This window comes from Jeongeupia chitinilytica (assembly GCF_014652315.1).
GTDB classification, from domain to species: domain Bacteria; phylum Pseudomonadota; class Gammaproteobacteria; order Burkholderiales; family Chitinibacteraceae; genus Jeongeupia; species Jeongeupia chitinilytica.
The window spans coordinates 186,946-208,472 of the sequence record NZ_BMYO01000001.1 but is presented as its reverse complement, the minus strand read 5'-3'; the positions used below and the strand labels follow the sequence as shown (position 1 = coordinate 208,472).

Here is a 21,527-nt window from a genome sequence, read left to right as displayed (position 1 = left end):
GTTGTTGGTTTATCCGGTACGGTGCCGGCGTCCGTTGCTGTGGGGCAGCATGAACGATTTGGGTTTCATTTTAGGGCGCGCCACACCTTGATTGCATCCACTGTTTCCCTGACGTCGTGAACCCGGATCACGGCGGCGCCGGCCTGCGCTGCGAGCAGCGCCGCCGCGACACTGGCGCTGACGCGATCGGCGGGCACGCTTCGGCCGGAGATCGTGCCCAGCATGGTCTTGCGCGACACGCCGATCAGCAACGGCGCGCCCAGACGTTCCGATTGCCCCCCCATAGCCCGGAACAGCGCGACATTGTGCTCGAAGGCCTTGCCGAAGCCGAAGCCCGGATCGAGCAGCAGTCGCCGAGCATCAATGCCGGCGGCCAGCGCGGCATCACGACGGCCGATCAGATACGCCTCGACTTCGCCAACCACATCGTCATAGTGCGGTGCGGCCTGCATGCTCTGCGGTTCGCCCTGTTTGTGCATCAGGCAAACCGCAGCTTGCGAACGGGCAACGATGCCCAGCGCACCTTCATTTTCGAGCGCTGCGATGTCGTTGACCAGATCGACGCCGGCATCGAGTGCGGCCTGCATCACCGCGGTTTTGCAGGTATCGATCGACAGGGGCACGTTGAGGCTCTGCAAAGCCTGCAGGACTGGTACCACACGGCGGATCTCTTCCTCGTCGGGCACCCGCAGGGCTCCCGGCCGGGTCGACTCGCCGCCGATGTCCAGAATATCGGCGCCGTCGTTGACGAGCCGCTCGGCCTGTACCACCGCCTTGGCAACAGAGTCGTAGCGACCGCCATCGGAAAACGAATCGGGGGTGACATTGACGATGCCCATCACCAGCGGACGATCAAGGGAGAGCCGGAAGCGGCCACACAGCAGTTCGGACATTCGTTGATTCTCGGCAAGTAAAAAGGCGACGCCGTGGCGTCGCCCTCTCGATCACTCCGGCGTGCTCAGCTTTCGGCGGCCGGGGTGGTGGTGGCGGCTGGTGCGTCGCCGCTCGGCTTTTCGTCCGACGGCAGCGCCAGCTTGGGTGCAGGCGGGTTCTTCGGCGGGCGCGGCTCACGACCATCCATGATGTCGTTGATCTGTTCGGCGTCGATGGTTTCCCATTCGAGCAGCGCCTTGGTCATTGCTTCGACCTTGTCGCGGTTCTCGTCGAGCAGACGGCGCGCCAGCGCATACTGTTCGTCGATGATGCGGCGGATCTCGCCGTCGACCTGCTGCATCGTCGTTTCCGACAGGTTCTTGTGCGTCGTGACCGAACGGCCGAGGAAGACCTCGCCCTCGTTCTCGCCATACACCATCGGGCCAAGTCGATCGCTCATGCCGTAACGGGTAACCATGTCGCGGGCCATCTGCGTCGCGCGTTCGAAGTCGTTGCTCGCACCAGTAGTCATCTGGTTCATGAACAGCTCTTCGGCGATGCGGCCACCAAACAGGATCGCGATACGGTCCAGCAGGTAACCACGGTCATAGGCGTAGCGGTCCTCTTCCGGCAATTGCATCGTCACGCCCAGCGCGCGACCGCGCGGAATGATCGTTACCTTGTGGACCGGATCGGACTTCGGCAGCAGCTTGGCAACCACGGCATGACCGGACTCGTGGTAGGCGGTGTTCTTTTTCTCGTCCTCGCTCATCGCCATATTGCGACGCTCGGCGCCCATCATGATCTTGTCCTTGGCCGATTCGAAATCGTCCATGTCGACCAGACGCTTGCTGCGGCGCGCGGCAAACAGTGCCGCTTCGTTGACGAGGTTGGCCAGATCGGCACCGGAGAAGCCCGGTGTACCGCGTGCCAGCACCGACGCATCGACGTCGTTGGCGATCGGCACCTTGCGCATGTGCACGCCAAGGATCTGTTCGCGACCGCGAATGTCCGGCAGCGGCACGACCACCTGGCGGTCGAAACGGCCCGGACGCAGCAGCGCCGGGTCGAGCACGTCCGGACGGTTGGTCGCGGCGATGACGATGATGCCCGAATTGCCTTCGAAGCCGTCCATCTCGACCAGCATCTGGTTCAGCGTCTGTTCGCGCTCGTCATTACCACCGCCGAGACCGGCACCACGCTGACGGCCGACCGCATCGATTTCGTCGATGAAGATGATGCACGGCGCATTCTTCTTGGCGTTTTCGAACATGTCGCGAACGCGTGCAGCGCCGACGCCGACGAACATTTCGACGAAGTCCGAGCCGGAGATCGAGAAGAACGGGACCTTGGCTTCACCGGCGATGGCCTTGGCCAGCAGCGTCTTGCCGGTACCGGGCGAACCGACCATCAGGATGCCGCGCGGCATGCGGCCGCCTAGGCTCTGGTACTTGCTCGGGTCACGGAGGTAGTCGACGATTTCGGCGACATCCTGCTTGGCTTCATCGCAGCCGGCCACATCGGCAAAGGTCACCGCATTGGTGCCTTCGTCGAGCATGCGGGCACGGCTCTTGCCGAAGCTGAACGCCCCGCCCTTGCCGCCACCTTGCATCTGCCGCATGAAAAAAATCCACACACCGATCAGCAGCAGCATCGGGAACCAGTTGATGAAGATGCTCATCAGGAGGCTCGGTTCTTCTTCCGCCTTGGCTGCGAACTTGACGTCGTGCTTGATCAGGGTATCGACCAAGCGGAAATCGAACGGCGCCAGCGTCGAGAACTTGCTGCCGTCGGTACGCTGGCCGCGGATCCACTGGCCACGCAGCGGGTTGCCTTCGATCTCGACCGATGCAATGCGATTGCCTTCGACGTCGGCCATGAATTGCGAGTACGCAACCTGGTTCGACGTTTCCTGCCGCTTGGTGAATTGGTTGAAGACCGTCATCAGCACGAGACCGATGATCAGCCAGATGGCGATGTTCTTGCCGAGATTGTTCACGGCCTTACTCCTTGCTGCATGCGCGCCGGGTCGACGATGTCATTGCGGATTCTACTCCGCTCATGCTTTCTTCTGCTTGCCAAGTAGATACATTTCCGTGCTGCGGTCCCGCGACGCCTTGGGTTTGCGGGTGAGGACCTGGGTAAAAGTGGTGCGCATTTCGGCCATGTACTCGTTATAGCCGTAGCCCTGAAATACCTTGACCAGAAAATCGCCGCCAGGTTTCAGGTGCTCCTGGGCAAATTGCAGCGCCAGCTCGCACAGATGCATCGAGCGCGCCTGGTCGGTGACGGCATTACCGGTGATATTGGGGGCGATGTCGCAGATCACAAGGTCTACCTGTCGGCCATCAAGCAGCGCCAGGTACTGGTCAAGCACCGCGTCCTCGCGGAAATCGCCCTGGATGAACTCGACGCCGGGAATGAAGGCCATCTCGAGGATGTCGAGCGCAAACACCCGGCCCTTGTCGCCAACGAGCCGCGCCGCAACCTGCGACCAGCTGCCGGGCGCGGCGCCGAGGTCGGCAACCCACATGCCGGGACGGACCAGCCGGTCCTTGTCGTTGATTTCGATGAGCTTGTAGGCGGCGCGGGCGCGATAGCCATCCTTCTGCGCCTGATGAACATAGTGATCGTTCACATGTTCCTGCAGCCATGCGTTACTGGTCTTGCTACGTGCCATCGGGTAAACTTGCCTGTTTAATCAAGGAATTGAAGCATGGAACTCACTGCGGATCAACGCCGCCACCTGCGCGGCCTCGCGCATCACCTGAATCCGGTGGTGATGATCGGCAACCAAGGCCTGACCGATGCGGTGCTGCGCGAAATTGCCGTCAACCTCGACGCGCACGAGCTGATCAAGATCCGCGTCCTCGGCGACGACCGCGCACTGCGCGAAGAATTCCTGCAGACCATCTGCCGCGAGCTTGGCGCTTCGGCAGTCCAGCACATCGGCAAGCTGCTGCTGATCTATCGTGCCAGCGACGGCGACAAGCCGAAAATCGATCTGCCGAAAGCCAAGAAAAAAGGCTGAACTCCTCGGCGAAAATGCAAAGGCCGGCATGCAAGCCGGCCTTTTTGCTGGGCGCCGATCAGCGCGAATCCCCTTGCCAGACGTAGGCCAGACCGAAGAGCGCCTGGACCAGATAGATCAGGCTGGAAATCGTGTGCCACTGTGCCAGTCCGCCACCGAACACACCGGTCGCAGCGCTGCTGACCCCGGTCTTGACCGCGGCGATCAGCGGAAAAAGCGCGAACTGATTGATCAGCGTGCAGGCCAGCATGCCGATCACCAGCCACAGCCGGCCGGTCCGGAAGGCCGAGAGGCCGTCGACCCAGATCCAGTAGATGAGCAGATAGGCTCCGGCAACGATGCCGACCCAGCCAATCGCACTGAACAGGCGCCCCGCCACCATGCCGGCGACCGCGGTATCGAGCGACCTGAACAAGGTCGGTGCGACGATAAGGCCGATGACCCAAATCCCGCCGATCCACAACGTGGCGAGGATGTTCCTGATGCCGGTACCCAGATTCATGATGCCCATCTACGCGTTCAGACCGCCGGCATTGTGCGCGAAATCGGCCGCGACGGCGAGTCCAGCGCGGTTTACAGGTACTGGACGTCGAGGACTTCGTACTCGCGGATGCCGCCCGGCGCAACCACCTCGGCCACATCGCCGGCGTACTTGCCGATCAGGGCGCGCGCGATCGGGCTCGAGACCGAAATCTTGCCGTCCTTGAGATCGGCCTCGTCGTCGCCGACGATCTGGTAGGTCACCTGCTTGCCGCCCTCGAGGTCTTCGAGTGCAATCGTTGCGCCAAAAACAACACGGCCTTCGGCCGCGCCGGCCAGATCCTTGGGATCGATGATCTGCGCGTTCGACAGTTTGCCTTCGAGCTCGGCGATGCGGCCCTCGACAAAACCCTGTTTTTCCTTGGCAGCTTCGTACTCGGCGTTTTCCGACAGATCGCCCTGCGCGCGCGCTTCGGCGATCGCCTGGATCACCTCCGGACGCTCGACACTCTTGAGGCGCTGCAGCTCGGCCTTGAGCTTTTCCGCACCGACAACGGTCAGCGGGACTTTGATCATGATGCTCTTCTCCACGGCGCGGTTCGTGGCGCGCCCAACAAAACAAAGGGCCAAGCTGGGCTTGGCCACGATACAAATGCACAGCCGCCGTCACGAATGACGGCGGCCGATTTCGCTTTACGTTATCAGGCTTTCAGCGACCGGTGCAAGCCCTGCACGTCGTAGACGCGCATTTCCTTGAGGTCGCGCAGACCGATGCACGCGGCGCGCGCGCCGGCGATGGTCGTGTACACCGGCAGCTTGGCCTTCAGTGCTTCGTGACGGATCGAGTAGCTGTCCTGGATCGCCTGGCGACGCTCGTCGACGGTGTTGAAGATCATTGCGATCTCGCCGTTGACGATCATGTCGACCACGTGCGGACGGCCCTCGGTCACCTTGTTCACCGCCGTCACCTCGAGACCGGCTTCTACGAGCGACGCAGCGGTGCCCTTGGTCGCGATCAGCTTGAAGCCGATTTGCGACAGCGCCCGCGCGCATTCGATCGCGACCGGCTTGTCGGCATCGCGCACCGAGATGAACACGTTGCCCGAGCTCGGCAGCACCACGCCGGCCGCCAGCTGCGATTTCACGAAGGCTTCGGCGAAGGTATCACCGACGCCCATGACTTCGCCGGTCGACTTCATTTCCGGACTGAGGATGGTGTCGACACCCGGGAACTTGGCGAACGGGAACACCGCTTCCTTGACCGAGTAGTACGGCGGAATCACTTCCTTGGTCACGCCCTGCGACTTCAGCGACTGGCCGGCCATGCAGCGTGCCGCGACCTTGGCTACCGAGATGCCGGTGGCCTTGGAGACGTACGGCACGGTGCGCGAGGCGCGCGGATTCACTTCGAGCACGAACACCACGGCATCGTCGCCACGGCCCTGGATCGCGAACTGCACGTTCATCAGGCCGACCACGTTGAGTGCCTTGGCCATGGCCACCGTCTGGCGGCGCAGTTCGTTCTGCAGCGACTCGGACAGCGAATACGGCGGCAGCGAGCAGGCCGAGTCGCCCGAGTGCACGCCGGCCTGTTCGATGTGTTCCATGATGCCGGCGACCAGCACGTCTTCGCCGTCGCAGATTGCGTCGACGTCGACTTCGATCGCGTCGTTGAGGAAGCGGTCGAGCAGCACCGGGCTGTCGTTCGACACCTTCACGGCTTCACGCATGTAGCGGGCCAGGTCGTCCTCGCTGTGGACGATCTGCATTGCACGACCGCCGAGCACGTAGGACGGGCGCACCACCAGCGGATAACCGAGTTCGCGCGCCAGATGCAGCGCATCCTGCTCGGTGCGCGCGGTGGCGTTCGGCGGCTGGCGCAGGCCGAGGTCCTTCAGCAGTTGCTGGAAGCGCTCGCGGTCTTCGGCCGCGTCGATCATGTCCGGGCTGGTACCGATGATGGGCACACCATTGGCTTCGAGCGCACGCGCCAGCTTCAGCGGCGTCTGGCCGCCGTACTGGACGATGACGCCGACCGGCTTCTCGACCGCGACGATTTCGAGCACGTCCTCGAGCGTCAGCGATTCGAAGTACAGGCGGTCCGAAGTGTCGTAGTCGGTCGACACGGTTTCCGGGTTGCAGTTGACCATGATGGTTTCGTAGCCATCTTCGCGCAGCGCGAGGGCGGCGTGGACGCAGCAGTAGTCGAACTCGATGCCTTGGCCGATGCGGTTCGGGCCACCGCCGAGCACCATGATCTTCTTGGCGTCGGTCGGCAGCGACTCGCACTCGTCCTCGTAGGTCGAATACATGTAGGCGGTATCGGTGGCGAATTCGGCCGCGCAGGTGTCGACGCGCTTGTAGACCGGGCGGATGCCCAGGCCGTGGCGGTGACGGCGAACCGCGTTCTGGTCACAACCGAGCAGCGCGCCCAGACGACGATCCGAGAAGCCCTTGCGCTTGAGCTTGCGCAGTTCGGTGTACTCGAGGCTGTCGACGCTGCGACCGCGCAGGCCGTTCTCGAGCTGGACGATTTCTTCGATCTGGGCAAGGAACCACGGATCGATCTTCGACAGGTTGAAGACTTCCTGCTGGTTCAGGCCGATGCGGAAAGCGTCGGCGACATACCACAGCCGTTCCGGCCCCGGTGCCGCAAGTTCGGACTCGATCGCCTGGCGGTCGGTCGTGACTTCGTCGAAACCCGACATGCCGGTTTCCAGACCGCGCAGCGCCTTTTGCAGTGACTCCTGCAGCGTGCGGCCGATGGCCATGACTTCGCCGACCGACTTCATCTGCGTGGTCAGGCGGCTGTTGGCCTGCGGGAATTTCTCGAACGCGAAACGCGGCACCTTGGTGACGACGTAGTCGATCGACGGTTCGAACGACGCCGGGGTCTTGCCGCCGGTGATTTCGTTCTTCAGTTCGTCGAGCGTGTAGCCGACGGCCAGCTTGGCGGCGATCTTGGCGATCGGGAAGCCGGTGGCCTTCGACGCCAGCGCCGACGAGCGCGATACGCGCGGGTTCATTTCGATGACGATCAGCCGGCCGTCCTTCGGATTGACAGAGAACTGGACGTTCGAGCCGCCGGTGTCGACACCGATTTCACGCAGCACCGCCAGCGAGGCGTTGCGCATGATCTGGTATTCCTTGTCGGTCAGCGTCTGCGCCGGTGCGACGGTGATCGAGTCACCGGTGTGCACGCCCATCGGATCGAGGTTTTCGATCGAACAGACGATGATGCAGTTGTCGGCGCTGTCGCGCACGACTTCCATCTCGTATTCCTTCCAGCCGAGCAGCGACTCTTCGATCAGGAGTTCCTTGGTCGGCGAAAGGTCGAGACCGCGGGTGCAGATCTCGATGAATTCCTGGATGTTGTAGGCGATGCCGCCGCCCGAGCCGCCCATGGTGAACGACGGACGGATGATCGCCGGGAAGCCGACGTTGGCCTGCGCGGCGAGCGCCTCTTCCAGCGTGTGGGCAATCGCCGACTTGGCCGAACCGAGGCCGATCTTGTCCATCGCGGCCTTGAACTTCTGGCGGTCCTCGGCCTTGTCGATCGCTTCCGGCGTCGCACCGATCAGCTCGACCTTGTACTTGTCGAGCACGCCGTGGCGCCACAGGTCCAGCGCACAGTTCAGTGCCGTCTGGCCGCCCATGGTCGGCAGGATCGCGTCCGGGCTTTCCTTGGCGATGATCTTCTCGACCACCTGCCAGGTGATCGGCTCGATGTAGGTCACATCGGCCATGTTCGGGTCGGTCATGATCGTCGCCGGATTGCTGTTGACGAGGATGACCTTGTAACCCTCTTCACGCAGCGCCTTGCACGCCTGCGCGCCCGAGTAGTCGAATTCGCACGCCTGGCCGATGACGATGGGGCCGGCGCCAATGATGAGGATGCTCTTGATGTCTGTACGTTTTGGCATTGCGGTCTACCTGATCCTTACTTGCGTTCGGCCATCAGTGCGATGAACTTGTCGAAGAGATACGCCACGTCGTGCGGGCCCGGACTGGCTTCCGGGTGCCCCTGGAACGAGAACGCCGGCTTGTCGGTCAGCGCGATGCCCTGCACGGTACCGTCGAACAGCGAACGGTGGGTGATGCGCACGTTGGCCGGCAGGCTGGTTTCGTCGACCTGGAAACCGTGGTTCTGGCTGGTGATCATCACCCGACCGGTATCGAGGTCCTGCACCGGGTGATTGCCGCCGTGGTGGCCGAACTTCATCTTGCTGGTCGCACCGCCGGTCGCCAGACCGAGCAGCTGGTGACCCAGGCAGATGCCGAACACCGGGATGTCCGTCTTGAGGAAAGCGCGGATCGCTTCGATCGCGTAATCGCACGGTTCCGGATCACCGGGGCCGTTCGACAGGAAGATGCCGTCCGGATTCAGCGCCAGCACCTCGGCGGCCGGCGTCTGCGCCGGCACCACGGTCAGCTGGCAGCCACGCTCGGCGAGCATGCGCAGGATGTTCTGCTTGACGCCGAAGTCGTAGGCAACGACGTGGAATTTCGGGTTGGACTGCACGGTGTAACCGACGCCGAGCTTCCACTCGGCGGTGTTCCACTCGTACTTCTCGGTCGCGCTGACGACCCTGGCCAGATCCTGGCCGGCCATCGAGCCGAAGGAAATCGCCTTTTCGACTGCCGCCTTGGCATCGATGTTGTCGCCGGTAACGATACAGCCGGGCTGGGCGCCCTTTTCGCGCAGGATGCGGGTGAGCTTGCGGGTATCGATATCGGCAATGGCGACGACGCCGTGCTTGACGAGATACTCGCCCAGGCTCATCGAGGCCCGGAAGTTCGAATGCAGCAGCGGCAGATCACGGATGATCAGGCCCGATGCAAACACGGCACGACTTTCGGCATCCTCCGGGTTCACACCGTAGTTGCCGATGTGCGGGTAGGTCAGCGTGACGATCTGCTTGTTGTACGACGGGTCGGTCAGGATTTCCTGATAGCCGGTGATCGAGGTATTGAAGACGACTTCGCCGATGGTTTCACCATCGGCGCCAATCGAAATACCGTGAAACAGCGTGCCGTCGGCGAGCGCAAGAAGGGCGGGTTTTGACACTGGCGGCTCCTGGGCGTTGCGCCCACAAGATGGGGATTTCCGGCGCTACACGTACAAAAACGGGACAGGTGGTCCCTATCCCGTTTCGCGTGTGCAAAATTGTTGAAATTTTACCTTGAATCGCCTATCGCTTCAAGGTTGACCGCTGACGGCCACCCTGCCAACCCGACGAATTCGCCATTGGCATCAGGGACTTGGCCGCTGTTTCGCCCCCTGCTCGCCGTCTCCGGCCAGTCTGGCGGCAATCGCCGCACCGAAGGAAAACTGCGGGTTTGACGGCTCGAAGTGCTCGGCCGCCTCGCGCCGGGCCACCGCATAGCGCGTCTGCGTCCAGATCGCGCGCCAGTCGCTTTCGCGCCCCAGCGCGTCGTACAACGCCTTGCCGAAGTAGGTGAAGTCGTTTTCATCGGCGCAGCCGAACGAGGTCCGGTCGGCCGCCGCCGCGGTCATGACCAGCGTGTCCGGACCCGCCAGTGCCGGGACAAAACCGCCCGAGTAACACGCCGACACGATGACGATCCGCCAGCGGATCTTCGCCTCGGCCAGCGCTTCAGCCAGCCACGCCGGCGTGATGCCGGGCAGTTCGAGCGGCGGATTTGCCAGCGCGAACTCGTGATCGCGGCTGCCGTGCGAAGTCAGATACAGCAGCAGCACGTCTTCGTCACGGTTCATCCGCTCGCCGAGCGTGTCGAGCGCCGCGGCGATGCTGGTTTGCGTTGCAATCGGCAGCTCGCCGGTCGCGCTGTCATGATTCGCCAGCAGAATCGAATGTCCGCGGGTACCGAAACGTGCATCGAAGCGGTCTCGGATCGACGTCGCCTCGCGCACGAACACGCCTTGCCCCGCATCGCCACCGACAATGAGCGCGAAGTGTTCGACCACGCCGGGCTTGCCCGGCACCACGGCAGCCAGCGCGTCGTCGAGCCGGTCGGCTTCGGTGTAGAGCACGCTTTCGTCGGCGAGCTTCGGTGCCGGCTGCGTTGCCGCATTTTCCTCGTCAGGCTCGGGCAACCAGAATTGCCCTGCGTCGGCGAAGTAGTAGCGCTCGGCAAACAGGCAGACCGCAAGCACCACTGCGACTGCGACCACCTTGCGGGTCCAGCCGCCGCGCGAGCGAACGACCGCGTGGACCAGCGCCAGTGCCTGCCACACCGGCAAGATCGCGAACATCACCCAGCCGAAACGGTAGAGCAAGGACGGCTTGAGCCAGTGCATCGCGCCGGACCAGGCCAGCAAGAACAGCAGGTTCAGCCAGACCCCGATGCCGAAGAACAGCGTCGCCGCTTGCCACGCCAGCCTGCCCCGCCGATCGATTGCCGCACCGGCAACGAACAACAGCAGGCCAACCCAGCCCCAGCCGGGCAAGGCATCCGGATTGAACACGCCACCGCCGGCCAGCCAGTAGCCGCCGGCGATGTCGACCAGCAGCGCGACGACGACGACCGGCAGCAGACCTCCGGGCGACCAGCGACGACTCGCCTTCGGCGGACAGAACACCAGCGCGCACAACGACTGCCACAACGGCGCCAGCATGGAACCGGCAGCGATCATCCCGCTGCGAACGGACGTTGCCACGCTCAGAGCAGCTTCTCGATCCGTTCGACCAGATCCTCCGGCGACGTCGTCGGCGCAAAGCGCTCGACCACCCGCCCTTCGCGGTCGATCAGGAATTTGGTGAAGTTCCACTTGATTGCCTCGGTACCGAGGATGCCCGGCTCGGCCTTCTTGAGGAACTGGTACAGCGGATGCGCACCATCGCCGTTGACGTCGATCTTGGCGAACATCGGAAAATCGACGCCATAGCTGGTCGAGCAGAAACTGGCGATCTCGGTCGCATCACCGGGCTCCTGGCTGCCGAACTGGTTGCACGGAAAGCCGAGCACGACGAAACCACGGTCCTTGAAGCGCGCGTACAGCGCCTGCAGGCCGGCGTACTGCGGCGTGAAACCGCACTTGCTGGCGACGTTGACGATCAGCGCCACCTGCCCGCGGTAGTCGGCAAGTGCCTGCGGCTGACCGGCAAGACTGTCGGGCGTGAAGTCGTAGATGGAGCTCATGGCGTTTCCTTGGCGTGGCGGGTTGAGGGACAATCGCAATGTACACGATGGTTCGCCCGTCCACGGCATTCCGTGTCAGCGAACCGACAGTTCCAGGAGTTCACCATGCTGTTCAATCCGTCGCGCGACGAAGCCCGGCGCTTTTTCATCCAGAGCTGGCAGAAGCACACGGCCGGCGCGCCACTGGCCGATCTCGAGAGGATCGTCGTCGCCGTGCTGTTGCGTCACCCCGAATATCACCGCTACCTGAGCGAGGATTACCTCGACCGCGACTGGCCGCCCGAAGTCGGCGAGACCAATCCCTTCCTGCACCTGTCGATGCATCTGGCGATCGAGGAACAGTTGTCGATCGACCAGCCGCTCGGCGTCAAGGCGCAGTACACGGCGCTGTGCGCGGCCTGTGGCGACGAGCACTCGGCACAACACCAGATGATGGATGGCCTCGGCGAGATGATCTGGCACGCCCAGCGCAGCCAGAGCGCACCGGACCCGGCCATCTACCTCGACATTCTGCGCACCAAGGTCAGACAGTTCGGCGGCAAGACCTAGCGCCGGTCAACCCGTACAGCTCAGAACCGCGGCGCCGACGCGTCGAGTTTGCTTGCTTCGCCCTTTTTGTCGTTGCGCCCGGCCAGCTGCATCATGTCCTGCAGACGCGCATCGATTTCCGACTGCAGATAGAAATCGTTGCCCGGGCTGCGCTGCGCCAGTTGCAGCTGCTCGATTGCCGGGCCGTACTCGAGAATCCGCGCATAGTATTCGGCCTGGGCCTTGTACTGCCGCTGGACCTGCCCCATCGCCGCGTAGACCCTGGACTCGCGCTGGTACAGGTTGGCGTCGCTGGCATACAGCTCCTGCGCCGAATGGATGTGCGCCAGCGCCTCGTCGTTGCGCCCCGCCGCCGCCAGAGCATCGATCTCGCCATAGATCAGCCCGCGGCTGGCCGGAAAATGCTGTGCCCCGTCATGGAAGATCGCCAGCGCGGCATCGTACTTCTGTTGCGACAGGCGGATTTGCCCGCCGAGGTAGTCCAGCGCCGCATCGGCCTTGCCATAGGCGCTGCGCGCATCGGCCAGCGACTTCCAGGCGCCGTCGAACTGGCCGTCACGCCATTGCGCCAGTGCATAGCCGTACTGCTGCATCGCCAGGCTGGCGTAACGCTTCTGCTCAAGGGTGGTACGGTAATAGCTGACCGCTTCCTTGGTGCCCATCTGCAGCACGCGCAGTTTTTCGCGGACGAAACGGTAGTCGCTCGAGTCCGGATACTGCTTGTAGCTGCCGCCCTTGAGCCGGGCCTCGGCATCGGCAATCCGCTTGTAGGTCACCGGGTGGGTCCGCAGGAACTCGGGCGCGCCGCCCTCGACCAGGCGGTTTTCCTTCTGCAGCCGCTGGAAGAACAGCGGCATGGCCGCAGGGTCGAAGCCGGACTTCTGCAGCGTCTGCATGCCGATCCGGTCGGCCTCCTGCTCGAAGGCGTAGGTGAAGTCGAGCTGCCGCTGGATCGCGTAGCCCTGACTGCCGACGACCGCCGCCATGCCCGCCCCGCTGTTGCCGGCCTTGGCGGCGATGATCGCCAGCCCGAGCGCGCCGAGCAGCATCCACGGCGTCATCTTTTGCGAATCGACCAGTCGCGCCAGATGGTGCTGGGTCACGTGGGCGACTTCGTGCGCCATGACGCTGGCCAGTTCGGATTCGCTCTGCGTCGCAGCCAGCAGGCCGCTGTGGATGACGACGAAACCGCCCGGCATCGCAAACGCGTTGACCGTCTTGTCGAGCAGGACGTAGAAGTTGAATCCGATGCCGACTTCGCCGGTCGCGTCGACCAGCTTGCCGCCGATCCGGCGGATATAGTCGTTGACCTCCGGATCGTCGACCAGCACGCCACTGCGACGGATTTCGCGGATCGCGCCCTCGCCCAGCTCGCGCTCCTGCGTCGGCGACATGCTCTCGCGCGAAGCCGCACCGAGATCGGGCAGGTCGCTATAGGTGATGTCGGCCAGCCCCGCCGGCGAAGCCAGACACAGCATCAGGGCAGTGATCAGCGAACGTTTGAACCGGCGAACGGACAAGCAGGCGACTCCAGCATCAGCCGCCCGCAGCGGCGCGGGCGAGGGGGACAAGGGCAAGATAGCGCAACAGCTTGCCGACGATCAGCCACGGAACGACCTGGCGCCAGGGCCAGCGCAACCAGCCGGCAGCAGCGCACAGCGCGTCGCCGACCACCGGCACCCAGCTCAGGCTCAGTGACAGCGGTCCCCAGCGCGTGAGCCAGGCAGTACGCGGGGACATTTCCTTGCGCGGCAGACGCCGCCCCATCCAGACCGTCAGCAGACCGCCCAGCGTGTTGCCGAGCGTCGCCACCAGCACCGCCAGCAACCAGTGCTGCGGTGCGTGATACAGGTAGGCCGCCAGCGCCAGCTCGGAGTTCCCCGGCAATAGTGTCGCCGAGAGGAAGGCCGAGGCAAACAGCCCCGGCAGCCACAATGCATCCATCGAAGTCCGCGTCTCAGCCGAAAGCGAATGCCTCACCGGCATGCAGACTGATCGCTGCGGCCAGATCGGCAAAGAACTCGCCGTCGCCGCGGGTATTGCTCCAGTGCTGGCCATCGTGGCGATAGTGGTAGCCGCCGCTTCTGGCCGCAATCCAGACTTCCTGGTTGAAGACATGCCGGTTGACGATGACCTTGCTGCCGTCTTCGAACTCGATTTCGAGCACATTGCCGGTGCGCAACGCGTCGATGTCGAAATCGACATCGTCGAGCGCCGTCTCGATGCGGCTGAAAATGCGGTCGGTTTCGGAGAGGAATTCGGATTCGGTCATGGCAAGTCGCAGCGGCAAGTCGGTTAAGATAGCGATTTTGCCACCAAAGCATGCCATGCGCGCACTTGCCCCGCTCCTTGTCCTGATGCTCGCCGCCTGCGGCTTCAAGGGCCCGCTTTACCTGCCGCCGCCGGGCTGGACGCCACCGGAAACCCGCACCGACTACAACAAGCGCAAGGCTGCCGAAGCCAGCGCTGCCGCCGCTGCGAAAGCCGCGGCATCGGCGCCGGCCGCCGAAACGGCCAGCGCACCGGCGGCACAGCAGTAGTCACTCCGCCGCACGTTTGTTGCGGCGGAAGTCCCACGGCGGCTCGGCACCGGGCTGCTGCCACAGCCCCAGGCGGCCGGCACGCGCCGCCTGTAACGCCGCCTCGTAGGCTGCAAAATCGCCCTGCGTCTGCTTGCCGGCGTAGCGCGTGTAGTGCCAGGCCAGTCCGGCCTTCACCTGCGCGTAATTGATGTCCTCGCCGTCGAGGCGGATCACCGCCACGCCGCGCTGGTAGCGGTCGACATCGATCACCTCGGCATCGACCACCTTGCGGTAAATCCGGTCCGACAGGGCCTGCTTGGCGACATTGCCATAGGGCTGCGCCTTTTCCGGCGCATCGATGAACGCCAAGCGCAGCCGGTACTCGCGCCGCTCGGCATCGAGCAGCGTCAGCGTGTCGCCATCGGCAATGCCGACCACGGTGCCGCGGATTGCCTGACCGGCGGCCAGCATGCCCGGCGCCGCCCTGCCCTCGTTCCACCACGCCCACGCCGCGACGGCGAGGACCAGCAGCGCACCGATCCGCGCCGGCCAGGTACGTGCGGTGAGTAAGGTCGTCAGTGCGCGGACTTCCCGCTGGCCGATGCGCCTGGCCATCACTTTCGCCGCCAGGCACGCCAGACGATGCGCGGCCAGTCACCCTTGCCCAGTACCGGCCGGTGACGGAACACGTCGTAGCCGCCGGCATCGAGCTTGTCGAGCACCGTCGCCGCGCCGAGCACCGTCAGTCGCAATTCGAATCCGATCCGTCCGGGCAATGCACCGGCCAGCGGCGCCCCGGCCTTGAGCATCCGGCGCGTGCGGTCGACCTGGAAACGCATCAACCGCTGCCACCCGGCATCGACCTTGCCGGCGGCAATCTGCGCCTCGGTCACGCCGAAGCGCTGCAGTTCGTCCTGCGGCAGATAGACGCGGTCCTTGGTCCAGTCGATTGCGACGTCCTGCCAGAAATTGACCAGCTGAAGCGCAGTGCAGATGCCGTCCGACATCGCCAGATGTCGCGGACTGACTTCGCCGAAAATGTGCAGCAGGATGCGTCCGACCGGATTGGCCGAGCGCCGGCAGTACTGGATCAGCTCGCCGAAATCGGCATAGCGGCTCTGGGTCACGTCCTGGCGAAATGCCGACAGCAGGTCCTCGCACAGCGATACCGGTACGCCGTACTCGCGAACCACCGCCGCCAGCGCCTGGTAGCGTGCGGTTTCGGGAGTGTCGCCGGCGTCGATCCGGGCCAGCTCGGCGCTGCAATCGGCCAGCGCAGCCAGACGCTCGGCCGGCCCCGCCTCGCCCTCATCGGCCAGGTCATCGGCATGGCGGGCAAAATGGTAGACGGCCGCAACCGGCTTGCGAAAACGCCGCGGCAACAGGACCGAAGCCACCGGGAAATTCTCGTAATGTTCGACCGATTGTTGCGGGGTCACGCTGATCATGAATGCTGAATCCAGACTGACAAATGTTGTGATTTTTGCGTGCTATAGTCAGCAAGTGGGTTTGCCCCACCTGACCAACTCAAGGGAGATAGCAATGAAAAAATGGCTCGCCGCTTTCGTCGGCATGTTCCTGCTGTGCGCCTCGGTCTTCGCGGCCGTCGATCTTAACACCGCGACCGAACAACAACTCGAAGGCCTGAACGGCATCGGCCCGACCAAGGCCAAGGCCATCGTCGACTACCGCACCAAGAACGGCGCGTTCAAGTCGCCGGAAGACATCATGAAGGTGCCGGGAATCAAGGAAGGTACCTTCAACAAGATCAAGGGCGACATCAGCGTCGGCGGCAAGGTTGCAGCACCGGCAGCCGCCGGCAGCAAGACACAGAAAGCCAGTGCCCCGTCCGCCAAGGAAACCAAGGCCAAGGCGAGCGCGCCGGCGGCCAAGGAGAGCAAGACCAAGGCCAGCGCACCGGCCAAGAAGTAATCCGGTACGACCCAACGACAACGGCGCCCTGCGGCGCCGTTGCTGATTGTACTGAGGCAACCCGCAGGTTCAGCTGTCGCCGCCCGCCGCGGCCTCGCCGACGATTTCGGCAATCGGTACCGCCTTCAGCTGCGCCGCCAGCTCGACCGCCGACCGCACCCGCAGCTTGGCATAGATGCGCGCGCGGTGGACTTCCACGGTCTTGATGCTGATGTCGAGCGCATCGGCGATCTGCTTGTTGAGCTTGCCGGCAAGCAGCTCGCGCAGCACCTCGCGTTCACGCGGTGTCAGGCTGGCCAGCCGTTCCGACAGCGTTTGCCGGGTTTCCCAGCTGCTGCGCGCGGCCACGTCGTTCTGCAGGTATTCCTCGACCTTGGAAAGCAGCACCTTGTGGTCGTACGGTTTTTCGAGGAAATCGCTGGCGCCGCCCTTGACCGCGGACACCGCCATCGGCACGTCGCCATGGCCGGTCAGGAAAATCACCGGCGGCAGATAGGGCGCGCCTTGCAGTTCGGCGAACAGTTCGAGCCCGGTCATCCCGGTCATCCGCACGTCGATGACCAGACAGGCGTAATCGGCAACATTGGCGGCGGCGAGAAAGTGCTCGGCCGACTCGAAGCCGGCACTGGGCCACTCGCGGGTTTCAAACAGCAGCGACAGCGCATCGCGCACGGCGATGTCGTCATCGATGATCGCAATCGGGCGCATCAGGCGTTCTCCTCGGTCATATCGGTTCTTGTATCGGTCAGGGGCAAGCGGCAGACAAAGCGGCAGCCGCCCTCGGGCGGGTTTTCCACCCGCAAATGGCCGCGGTGCTGTTCCATCACCGAACGGCAAATATTGAGCCCCATCCCCATTCCATCGGGTTTGGTACTGAAAAACGGCTGAAACAGGCTGTTCGGACTGCTGAATCCGACGCCCTGATCACTCACGCTGACTTCCAGCGCGCCGTCGACCACGCCGGCGTGCACGGTCAGCCGGCGCGGTGCCGGTGGCAAGGTGGCCATCGCCTCGATGCCGTTCTTCATCAGATTGAAGAGTACCTGCTCGAGCATCACCCCGTCGCCCCGGAAGCTCGGCAACCCGCTAGGCACCTCGACCACGATCTGGACCTGGGCCTTGCGCGCCAGCGGCGCCAGCAGCTCCATCGGCACGGCGAGCAGCGCGTCGATCCGGCACTCGTCCTCGCGCGGCGCCCGCTTGGCGACGAAGTTGCGGATACCGCGGATGATCTGCCCGGCCCGTGCAGCCTGATCGCCGATCTTGCCCAGCGTTTCGCGTGCGCGCTTGAGTGCCGGCGGTTCGATCTCGAGCAGGCTGTCGCCGGCAGCGGCATAGCCGGCGATCGCCGCCAGCGGCTGGTTGAGTTCATGTGCGAGGCTGGACGCCATTTCACCCATGCTGACCAGTCGCGCCGTATGCTGCAGCCGCTCGTCGCGCAGACGCGCCTCTTCGGCCGCTTGGCGGCGCGCAGTGATGTCGGTGGCAATCTCCAGCCAGACCGGTCGGCCGTCCACCCAGTCGAGCGAACGCCGCTGCACGGCAAACCAGCGGCCGCTGATGGTGTCGAGGCACTCCTCGACCTGGCCATCGTGCAGCGGTTGCGATCCCAGCGGCACCAGACAGCATTCGGCGTCGGCATTCAGCGAAAAACGGCTGGCATGGCCGCGGTTCCGGTACAGCAGCGCGCCGGTCCGTGCATCGGTCACCGACACCGACGCATCCAGCCCTTCGAGCACCGTGCGCAACTGCATCCGCGACGTCGCCAGCGCCTCGCGTTCGCGGCGGATTTCGGTCGTATCGTACAGCGAAGCCATCCAGCCGCGATGTTCGCCGCGGCCGTCGATCAACCGCGACGCGTACAGGCGTACATCGAAACGTTCGCCGTCGCGGCGCATGAAACGCAGCTGCATCCCGCCTGCCGGCGAGTTGCCCATCCGGATCGCCTGAAAGGCGCTCGCGCAATGCGACAGACGCTCGGGGGGCCAGAACGGCATGGGCGGCACCAGTCCGACCAGCTCGTCGGCCCGCCAGCCGACCAGTTGGCAGAAACCGGGGTTCACGTAGATCAGCTCCCCCTCGCGACCGATTGCCAGCAAGCCGGTCGTCAGCGAGTCTTCCATTGCCGAGCGGAACCCGATCTCGTCGCGCAGCGCATCTTCGGCCCGCTGGCGTTCGCTCATGCGTTTCTTCACCAGCGTCAGGGCCCAGACCAGCATCGTCAGCAGCAATACGACGCTGGCCACCAGCATCGCCAGCTGCCGGCGTGCCGGACTCGGCTCGCTGCGGACGCTGGCGCGCAGCTTGAGGCCGTTGCCCGGCGAGGCAAAGCCGACTTCCTTGCTCAGTCTGTCCTGCGGCCCGGTGTAGTCGGCCGGTACCAGCGCCTGACCGTCCTGATCGAGCAGCACGAGGTCGTAGCGTTGCACCATCCACCACGGCACCTGCAGCTGCATCAGTTGCGGCAGCGAATAGCTGGCGAGCACCGCGCCCTCGTACACCGTGCTGCGGAAGTACGGAACGACGAGGACGATTTGCGGAATGTTGCGGTAGATCACCGCCGAATACGTCGGCCGTCCGAGCGATGCCGCGCCTTCCAGCGCGTCGATCAGCGCGGGGTCGTTCAGTGGCGGCAGGCTGTTGGGGCGGTCGCTGTATACCGGCAGACCACCGAGGCGCTTGCCTTCGCGACTGATGTACTCGACGGCGATGATTTCCGGGTTGGCCTTCATCAGGGCATCGGCACGCGCCGAAAAATCGGCGGGCCGGATTGCGTCCGCAGCCAGACTGTAGGCGAGGTTCTCGATGACGTTCTGGTTGGTCTGCAGATGCAGCCGGATGGCCTGTTCCTGCCAAAGCAGGTCCTGCGCCAGCGTGCTGACGCGCGCGAGCCGCGTCTGCCGCGCATCGTAGGCGGCGTAGCCGAGCAGCACGGCCAGCGTCAGGCCGATCGCCAGATAGGCAAGAAGCCATGGCCACTGGCCACGGTCGCGGTGGGGAAAAATGCGCATCACGCCCAAGCATAGCGTGCCGGCCGTGCGCTCCCCATAGGGCCAAACCCACAGCGCGCAAAAAACAACGGCGCCCCGGGGCGCCGTTGTTCTGAGGCAAAACGACGGTCAGTTGCGGTTATTGCCTGAGAAGGCCATCAGGATGTTCAGCAGGCTGATGAACAGGTTGTAGATGTTCAGGTACAGCTGCAGCGTCGCGCTGACATAGTTGGTCTCGCCGCCGTTCACGATGCGGCTGGTGTCGACAAGAATGAAGGCCGAGAAGATCAGCACGGCGATCGCCGAGATCGCCAGCGACAGCGCCGGAATCTGGAAGAACAGATTGCCGAGCGACGCCAGGATCAGCATGACGACACCGATCATCAGGAACTTGCCCATGAAGCTGAAATCCTTCTTCGTCACCGTGGCGATCGCCGACAGCGTGAAGAAGATCGCGGCAGTCCCGACGGCGGCCGTACCGATCAGTTGCGCGCCGTTGGAAAAGCGCAGCGCAACCTGAAGGATCTGCGACAGCCACAGGCCCATGAAGCCGGTATACGCCAGCAGCAGCACGACCCCCATGCCGCTGTTCTTGGTTTTCTCGATGGCAAAGAACGCGCCGAAGCTGATGCCGAGGAACACCACGGCCCCCATCAGCGGCGACATGGCGAACTGCATCGACACGCCAACCAGCGCACCCAGCGCGGTGGGCAGCATCGACAGCGCCAGCAGGAAATAGGTATTGCGCAGGACTCGGTTACGCTCAACGGCGAGCGATTCGCCGCCGTAACGGGCGGTGTTGAGTTGCATGAGGTCTCTCCGGATGTGTGATATGCGGCCACGCCGCTCCGATAAGATGGATGCGGCGGCAAAAAGTTTCAAGCCTGGCAGCAATTGTATGCCGGCACGCCGCGCCGCGACCAATATGCCTTTGTGGTGGATCTCCTAGAGCGGCAGTGCCTGCCGTTCCGCCTCGGCCAGCGTCGTCGCCTGCCAGCGCGGCAGGCCATCGCGGTCGACGAGCTTGGCACGAACGCCTTCGCGGAAGTCGCCATGGCGCAGACAGAACGAGGCGACACCGGTTTCGAGTGCCAGCAGCGCATCGTCGTCGATCCGCAGCGCACGCTCGGCCATGCGCCAGATCAGCGTCGCCGACGTCGGCGAGCCGGCGGCGAACTGTGCGCAACCGTGGGCCAGCCAGTCGTCGCCTTTGGCGCTGCGATGCAGCCGCATCGCAATGTCGTCGAGGCTGTCGCCGCCGACAAGATCTTCGACGTGATGCCGCTCGTGCGACCAGCGCGATGCGGGTCCTTCCGCCCGGTGCTGCCGGGCGAAACCGGCAAGCCAGTCGGATAGCATCTCGTCGTCATGATTGCGTGCCCCCTGCCAGTGCAGTCCGGCAAGCGCGTGCGTGAACTCGTCCCGTCCCACGGCGCCGGTCAGGCCGTGCGCCACCCCGCTGGCCAGCGCATCGCAGGCATTGATGCGGCTGCCGGTCAGCGCCAGGAATCGCCCCAAACCGTCCGGCAAGGCATGCAGCCAGCGGCTGGCGCCGACATCGGGGAACAGGCCGATGGCAATTTCGGGCATCGCCAGCTGGGCATCGGCGCGGAGCAAACGATGGCTCGCCGCAGAGTACAGTCCCCAGCCGCCCCCCATGATCGCGCCGAAGCCGAAGGCGATGACCGGTTTGGAAAAGTGTCGTACCCGGTGGCAGAGCAGGTATTCGCGGGCGAAAAAGCGGTCGCCACGATCGATGTGCCCCGGCGTGACCATCGCGTCGTACAGCGCACGGATGTCACCGCCGGCACAGAATGCCCGCTCGCCGCTGGCCGAGACCAGCACCGCGACGACCTCGGGGTCGGCCTGCCAGGCGTCGAGCTGCGCCAGCATTGCATCGACCATGGCGAGCGTCTGGGCGTTGAGCCGGGCCGGCGCGTCAAGCGTCAGCGTACCGATCCGTGCACCGTTGCGGGCGCGGATACTGTCAAAACGGACCATGCCTCTTTCCCTGAAAACGACAAC

At 64.2% G+C, this 21,527-nt stretch carries 22 protein-coding genes; 4 read left to right on the top strand and 18 right to left on the bottom strand.

Annotated elements, in window-relative coordinates:
* Window positions 1-65: 65 nt before the first annotated feature.
* The 3 genes from folP to IE097_RS00995 all read right to left on the bottom strand — a co-directional run bounded on the left by folP (window position 66) and on the right by IE097_RS00995 (window position 3,553).
* Complete coding sequence (gene folP / locus IE097_RS01005) at window positions 66-893, bottom strand: dihydropteroate synthase (protein WP_189458283.1); 828 nt, start codon at window positions 891-893, stop codon at window positions 66-68.
* A gap of 65 nt (window positions 894-958) precedes the next feature.
* Window positions 959-2,872, bottom strand: coding sequence for an ATP-dependent zinc metalloprotease FtsH (gene ftsH / locus IE097_RS01000; protein ID WP_189458282.1), 1,914 nt, complete (start codon window positions 2,870-2,872; stop codon window positions 959-961).
* Between the two features lie 60 nt (window positions 2,873-2,932).
* The gene (locus IE097_RS00995; RefSeq protein ID WP_189458281.1) at window positions 2,933-3,553 is read right to left on the bottom strand and encodes an RlmE family RNA methyltransferase; all 621 of its coding nucleotides are present in this window, start codon (window positions 3,551-3,553) and stop codon (window positions 2,933-2,935) included.
* Between the two features lie 36 nt (window positions 3,554-3,589).
* Between IE097_RS00995 and yhbY the strand changes: the two genes are divergently transcribed.
* A complete protein-coding gene (gene yhbY, locus IE097_RS00990) occupies window positions 3,590-3,904 on the top strand; it encodes a ribosome assembly RNA-binding protein YhbY (protein ID WP_189458280.1) in 315 nt (104 codons plus the stop codon).
* Between the two features lie 58 nt (window positions 3,905-3,962).
* Here yhbY and IE097_RS00985 read toward each other — a convergent pair whose 3' ends face one another.
* The 6 genes from IE097_RS00985 to IE097_RS00960 all read right to left on the bottom strand — a co-directional run bounded on the left by IE097_RS00985 (window position 3,963) and on the right by IE097_RS00960 (window position 11,509).
* On the bottom strand, window positions 3,963-4,406 hold the full coding sequence (locus IE097_RS00985; RefSeq protein WP_189458279.1) for a DUF4149 domain-containing protein: 444 nt from the start codon (window positions 4,404-4,406) through the stop codon (window positions 3,963-3,965).
* 71 nt (window positions 4,407-4,477) lie between these two features.
* On the bottom strand, window positions 4,478-4,960 hold the full coding sequence (greA, locus tag IE097_RS00980) for a transcription elongation factor GreA (protein WP_189458278.1): 483 nt from the start codon (window positions 4,958-4,960) through the stop codon (window positions 4,478-4,480).
* Between the two features lie 125 nt (window positions 4,961-5,085).
* Entirely contained in the window at window positions 5,086-8,307 is a 3,222-nt protein-coding gene (carB, locus tag IE097_RS00975; protein WP_189458277.1) for a carbamoyl-phosphate synthase large subunit, read from the bottom strand.
* 17 nt (window positions 8,308-8,324) lie between these two features.
* Complete coding sequence (gene carA, locus IE097_RS00970) at window positions 8,325-9,452, bottom strand: glutamine-hydrolyzing carbamoyl-phosphate synthase small subunit (protein WP_189458276.1); 1,128 nt, start codon at window positions 9,450-9,452, stop codon at window positions 8,325-8,327.
* 186 nt (window positions 9,453-9,638) lie between these two features.
* Entirely contained in the window at window positions 9,639-11,027 is a 1,389-nt protein-coding gene (locus tag IE097_RS00965) for a C13 family peptidase (protein WP_189458275.1), read from the bottom strand.
* Between the two features lie 2 nt (window positions 11,028-11,029).
* Window positions 11,030-11,509, bottom strand: coding sequence for a glutathione peroxidase (locus IE097_RS00960; protein WP_189458274.1), 480 nt, complete (start codon window positions 11,507-11,509; stop codon window positions 11,030-11,032).
* 105 nt (window positions 11,510-11,614) lie between these two features.
* On the opposite strand from IE097_RS00960, the gene IE097_RS00955 reads away from it, so the two are divergent.
* Entirely contained in the window at window positions 11,615-12,058 is a 444-nt protein-coding gene (locus IE097_RS00955) for a DUF1841 family protein (RefSeq protein ID WP_229797351.1), read from the top strand.
* Between the two features lie 20 nt (window positions 12,059-12,078).
* Here IE097_RS00955 and IE097_RS00950 read toward each other — a convergent pair whose 3' ends face one another.
* The 3 genes from IE097_RS00950 to cyaY are packed head-to-tail and all read right to left on the bottom strand — an operon-like array spanning window position 12,079 to window position 14,330.
* On the bottom strand, window positions 12,079-13,578 hold the full coding sequence (locus IE097_RS00950) for a beta-barrel assembly-enhancing protease (protein WP_189458273.1): 1,500 nt from the start codon (window positions 13,576-13,578) through the stop codon (window positions 12,079-12,081).
* Window positions 13,579-13,594: 16 nt separating this feature from the next.
* Window positions 13,595-14,002: a YqaA family protein gene (locus IE097_RS00945; protein WP_189458272.1), complete on the bottom strand. Its 408-nt coding sequence runs from the start codon at window positions 14,000-14,002 to the stop codon at window positions 13,595-13,597.
* A 13-nt stretch (window positions 14,003-14,015) separates the two neighbouring features.
* A complete protein-coding gene (gene cyaY / locus IE097_RS00940; RefSeq protein ID WP_189458271.1) occupies window positions 14,016-14,330 on the bottom strand; it encodes an iron donor protein CyaY in 315 nt (104 codons plus the stop codon).
* Between the two features lie 55 nt (window positions 14,331-14,385).
* Here cyaY and lptM point away from each other — a divergent pair, with 55 nt between their 5' ends.
* Window positions 14,386-14,598, top strand: coding sequence for an LPS translocon maturation chaperone LptM (gene lptM / locus IE097_RS00935; RefSeq protein ID WP_189458270.1), 213 nt, complete (start codon window positions 14,386-14,388; stop codon window positions 14,596-14,598).
* Here lptM and IE097_RS00930 read toward each other — a convergent pair whose 3' ends face one another.
* Together IE097_RS00930 and hpnC are read right to left on the bottom strand one after the other, a co-directional pair.
* On the bottom strand, window positions 14,599-15,195 hold the full coding sequence (locus tag IE097_RS00930; RefSeq protein WP_229797349.1) for a thermonuclease family protein: 597 nt from the start codon (window positions 15,193-15,195) through the stop codon (window positions 14,599-14,601).
* A complete protein-coding gene (gene hpnC, locus IE097_RS00925; RefSeq protein ID WP_189458269.1) occupies window positions 15,195-16,028 on the bottom strand; it encodes a squalene synthase HpnC in 834 nt (277 codons plus the stop codon). The genes IE097_RS00930 and hpnC overlap by 1 nt, the downstream gene beginning before the upstream one ends.
* A 94-nt stretch (window positions 16,029-16,122) precedes the next feature.
* Here hpnC and IE097_RS00920 point away from each other — a divergent pair, with 94 nt between their 5' ends.
* The gene (locus IE097_RS00920) at window positions 16,123-16,512 is read left to right on the top strand and encodes a ComEA family DNA-binding protein (RefSeq protein ID WP_189458268.1); all 390 of its coding nucleotides are present in this window, start codon (window positions 16,123-16,125) and stop codon (window positions 16,510-16,512) included.
* Between the two features lie 69 nt (window positions 16,513-16,581).
* Here IE097_RS00920 and IE097_RS00915 read toward each other — a convergent pair whose 3' ends face one another.
* From IE097_RS00915 to IE097_RS00900, 4 genes are all read right to left on the bottom strand, one after another.
* Window positions 16,582-17,220 (bottom strand): response regulator transcription factor, encoded by a 639-nt coding sequence (locus tag IE097_RS00915; protein WP_189458267.1) that lies wholly within the window; start codon window positions 17,218-17,220, stop codon window positions 16,582-16,584.
* A complete protein-coding gene (locus tag IE097_RS00910) occupies window positions 17,220-19,523 on the bottom strand; it encodes a PAS domain S-box protein (protein WP_189458266.1) in 2,304 nt (767 codons plus the stop codon). Before IE097_RS00910 ends, IE097_RS00915 begins: the two co-directional genes overlap by 1 nt.
* 108 nt (window positions 19,524-19,631) lie before the next feature.
* Window positions 19,632-20,312 carry a Bax inhibitor-1/YccA family protein gene (locus tag IE097_RS00905; RefSeq protein WP_189458265.1) on the bottom strand — a complete coding sequence of 227 codons (681 nt, stop codon included), beginning with the start codon at window positions 20,310-20,312 and terminating at the stop codon, window positions 19,632-19,634.
* A 135-nt stretch (window positions 20,313-20,447) separates the two neighbouring features.
* Window positions 20,448-21,503, bottom strand: coding sequence for an enoyl-CoA hydratase/isomerase family protein (locus IE097_RS00900; RefSeq protein WP_189458264.1), 1,056 nt, complete (start codon window positions 21,501-21,503; stop codon window positions 20,448-20,450).
* Window positions 21,504-21,527: the final 24 nt, after the last annotated feature.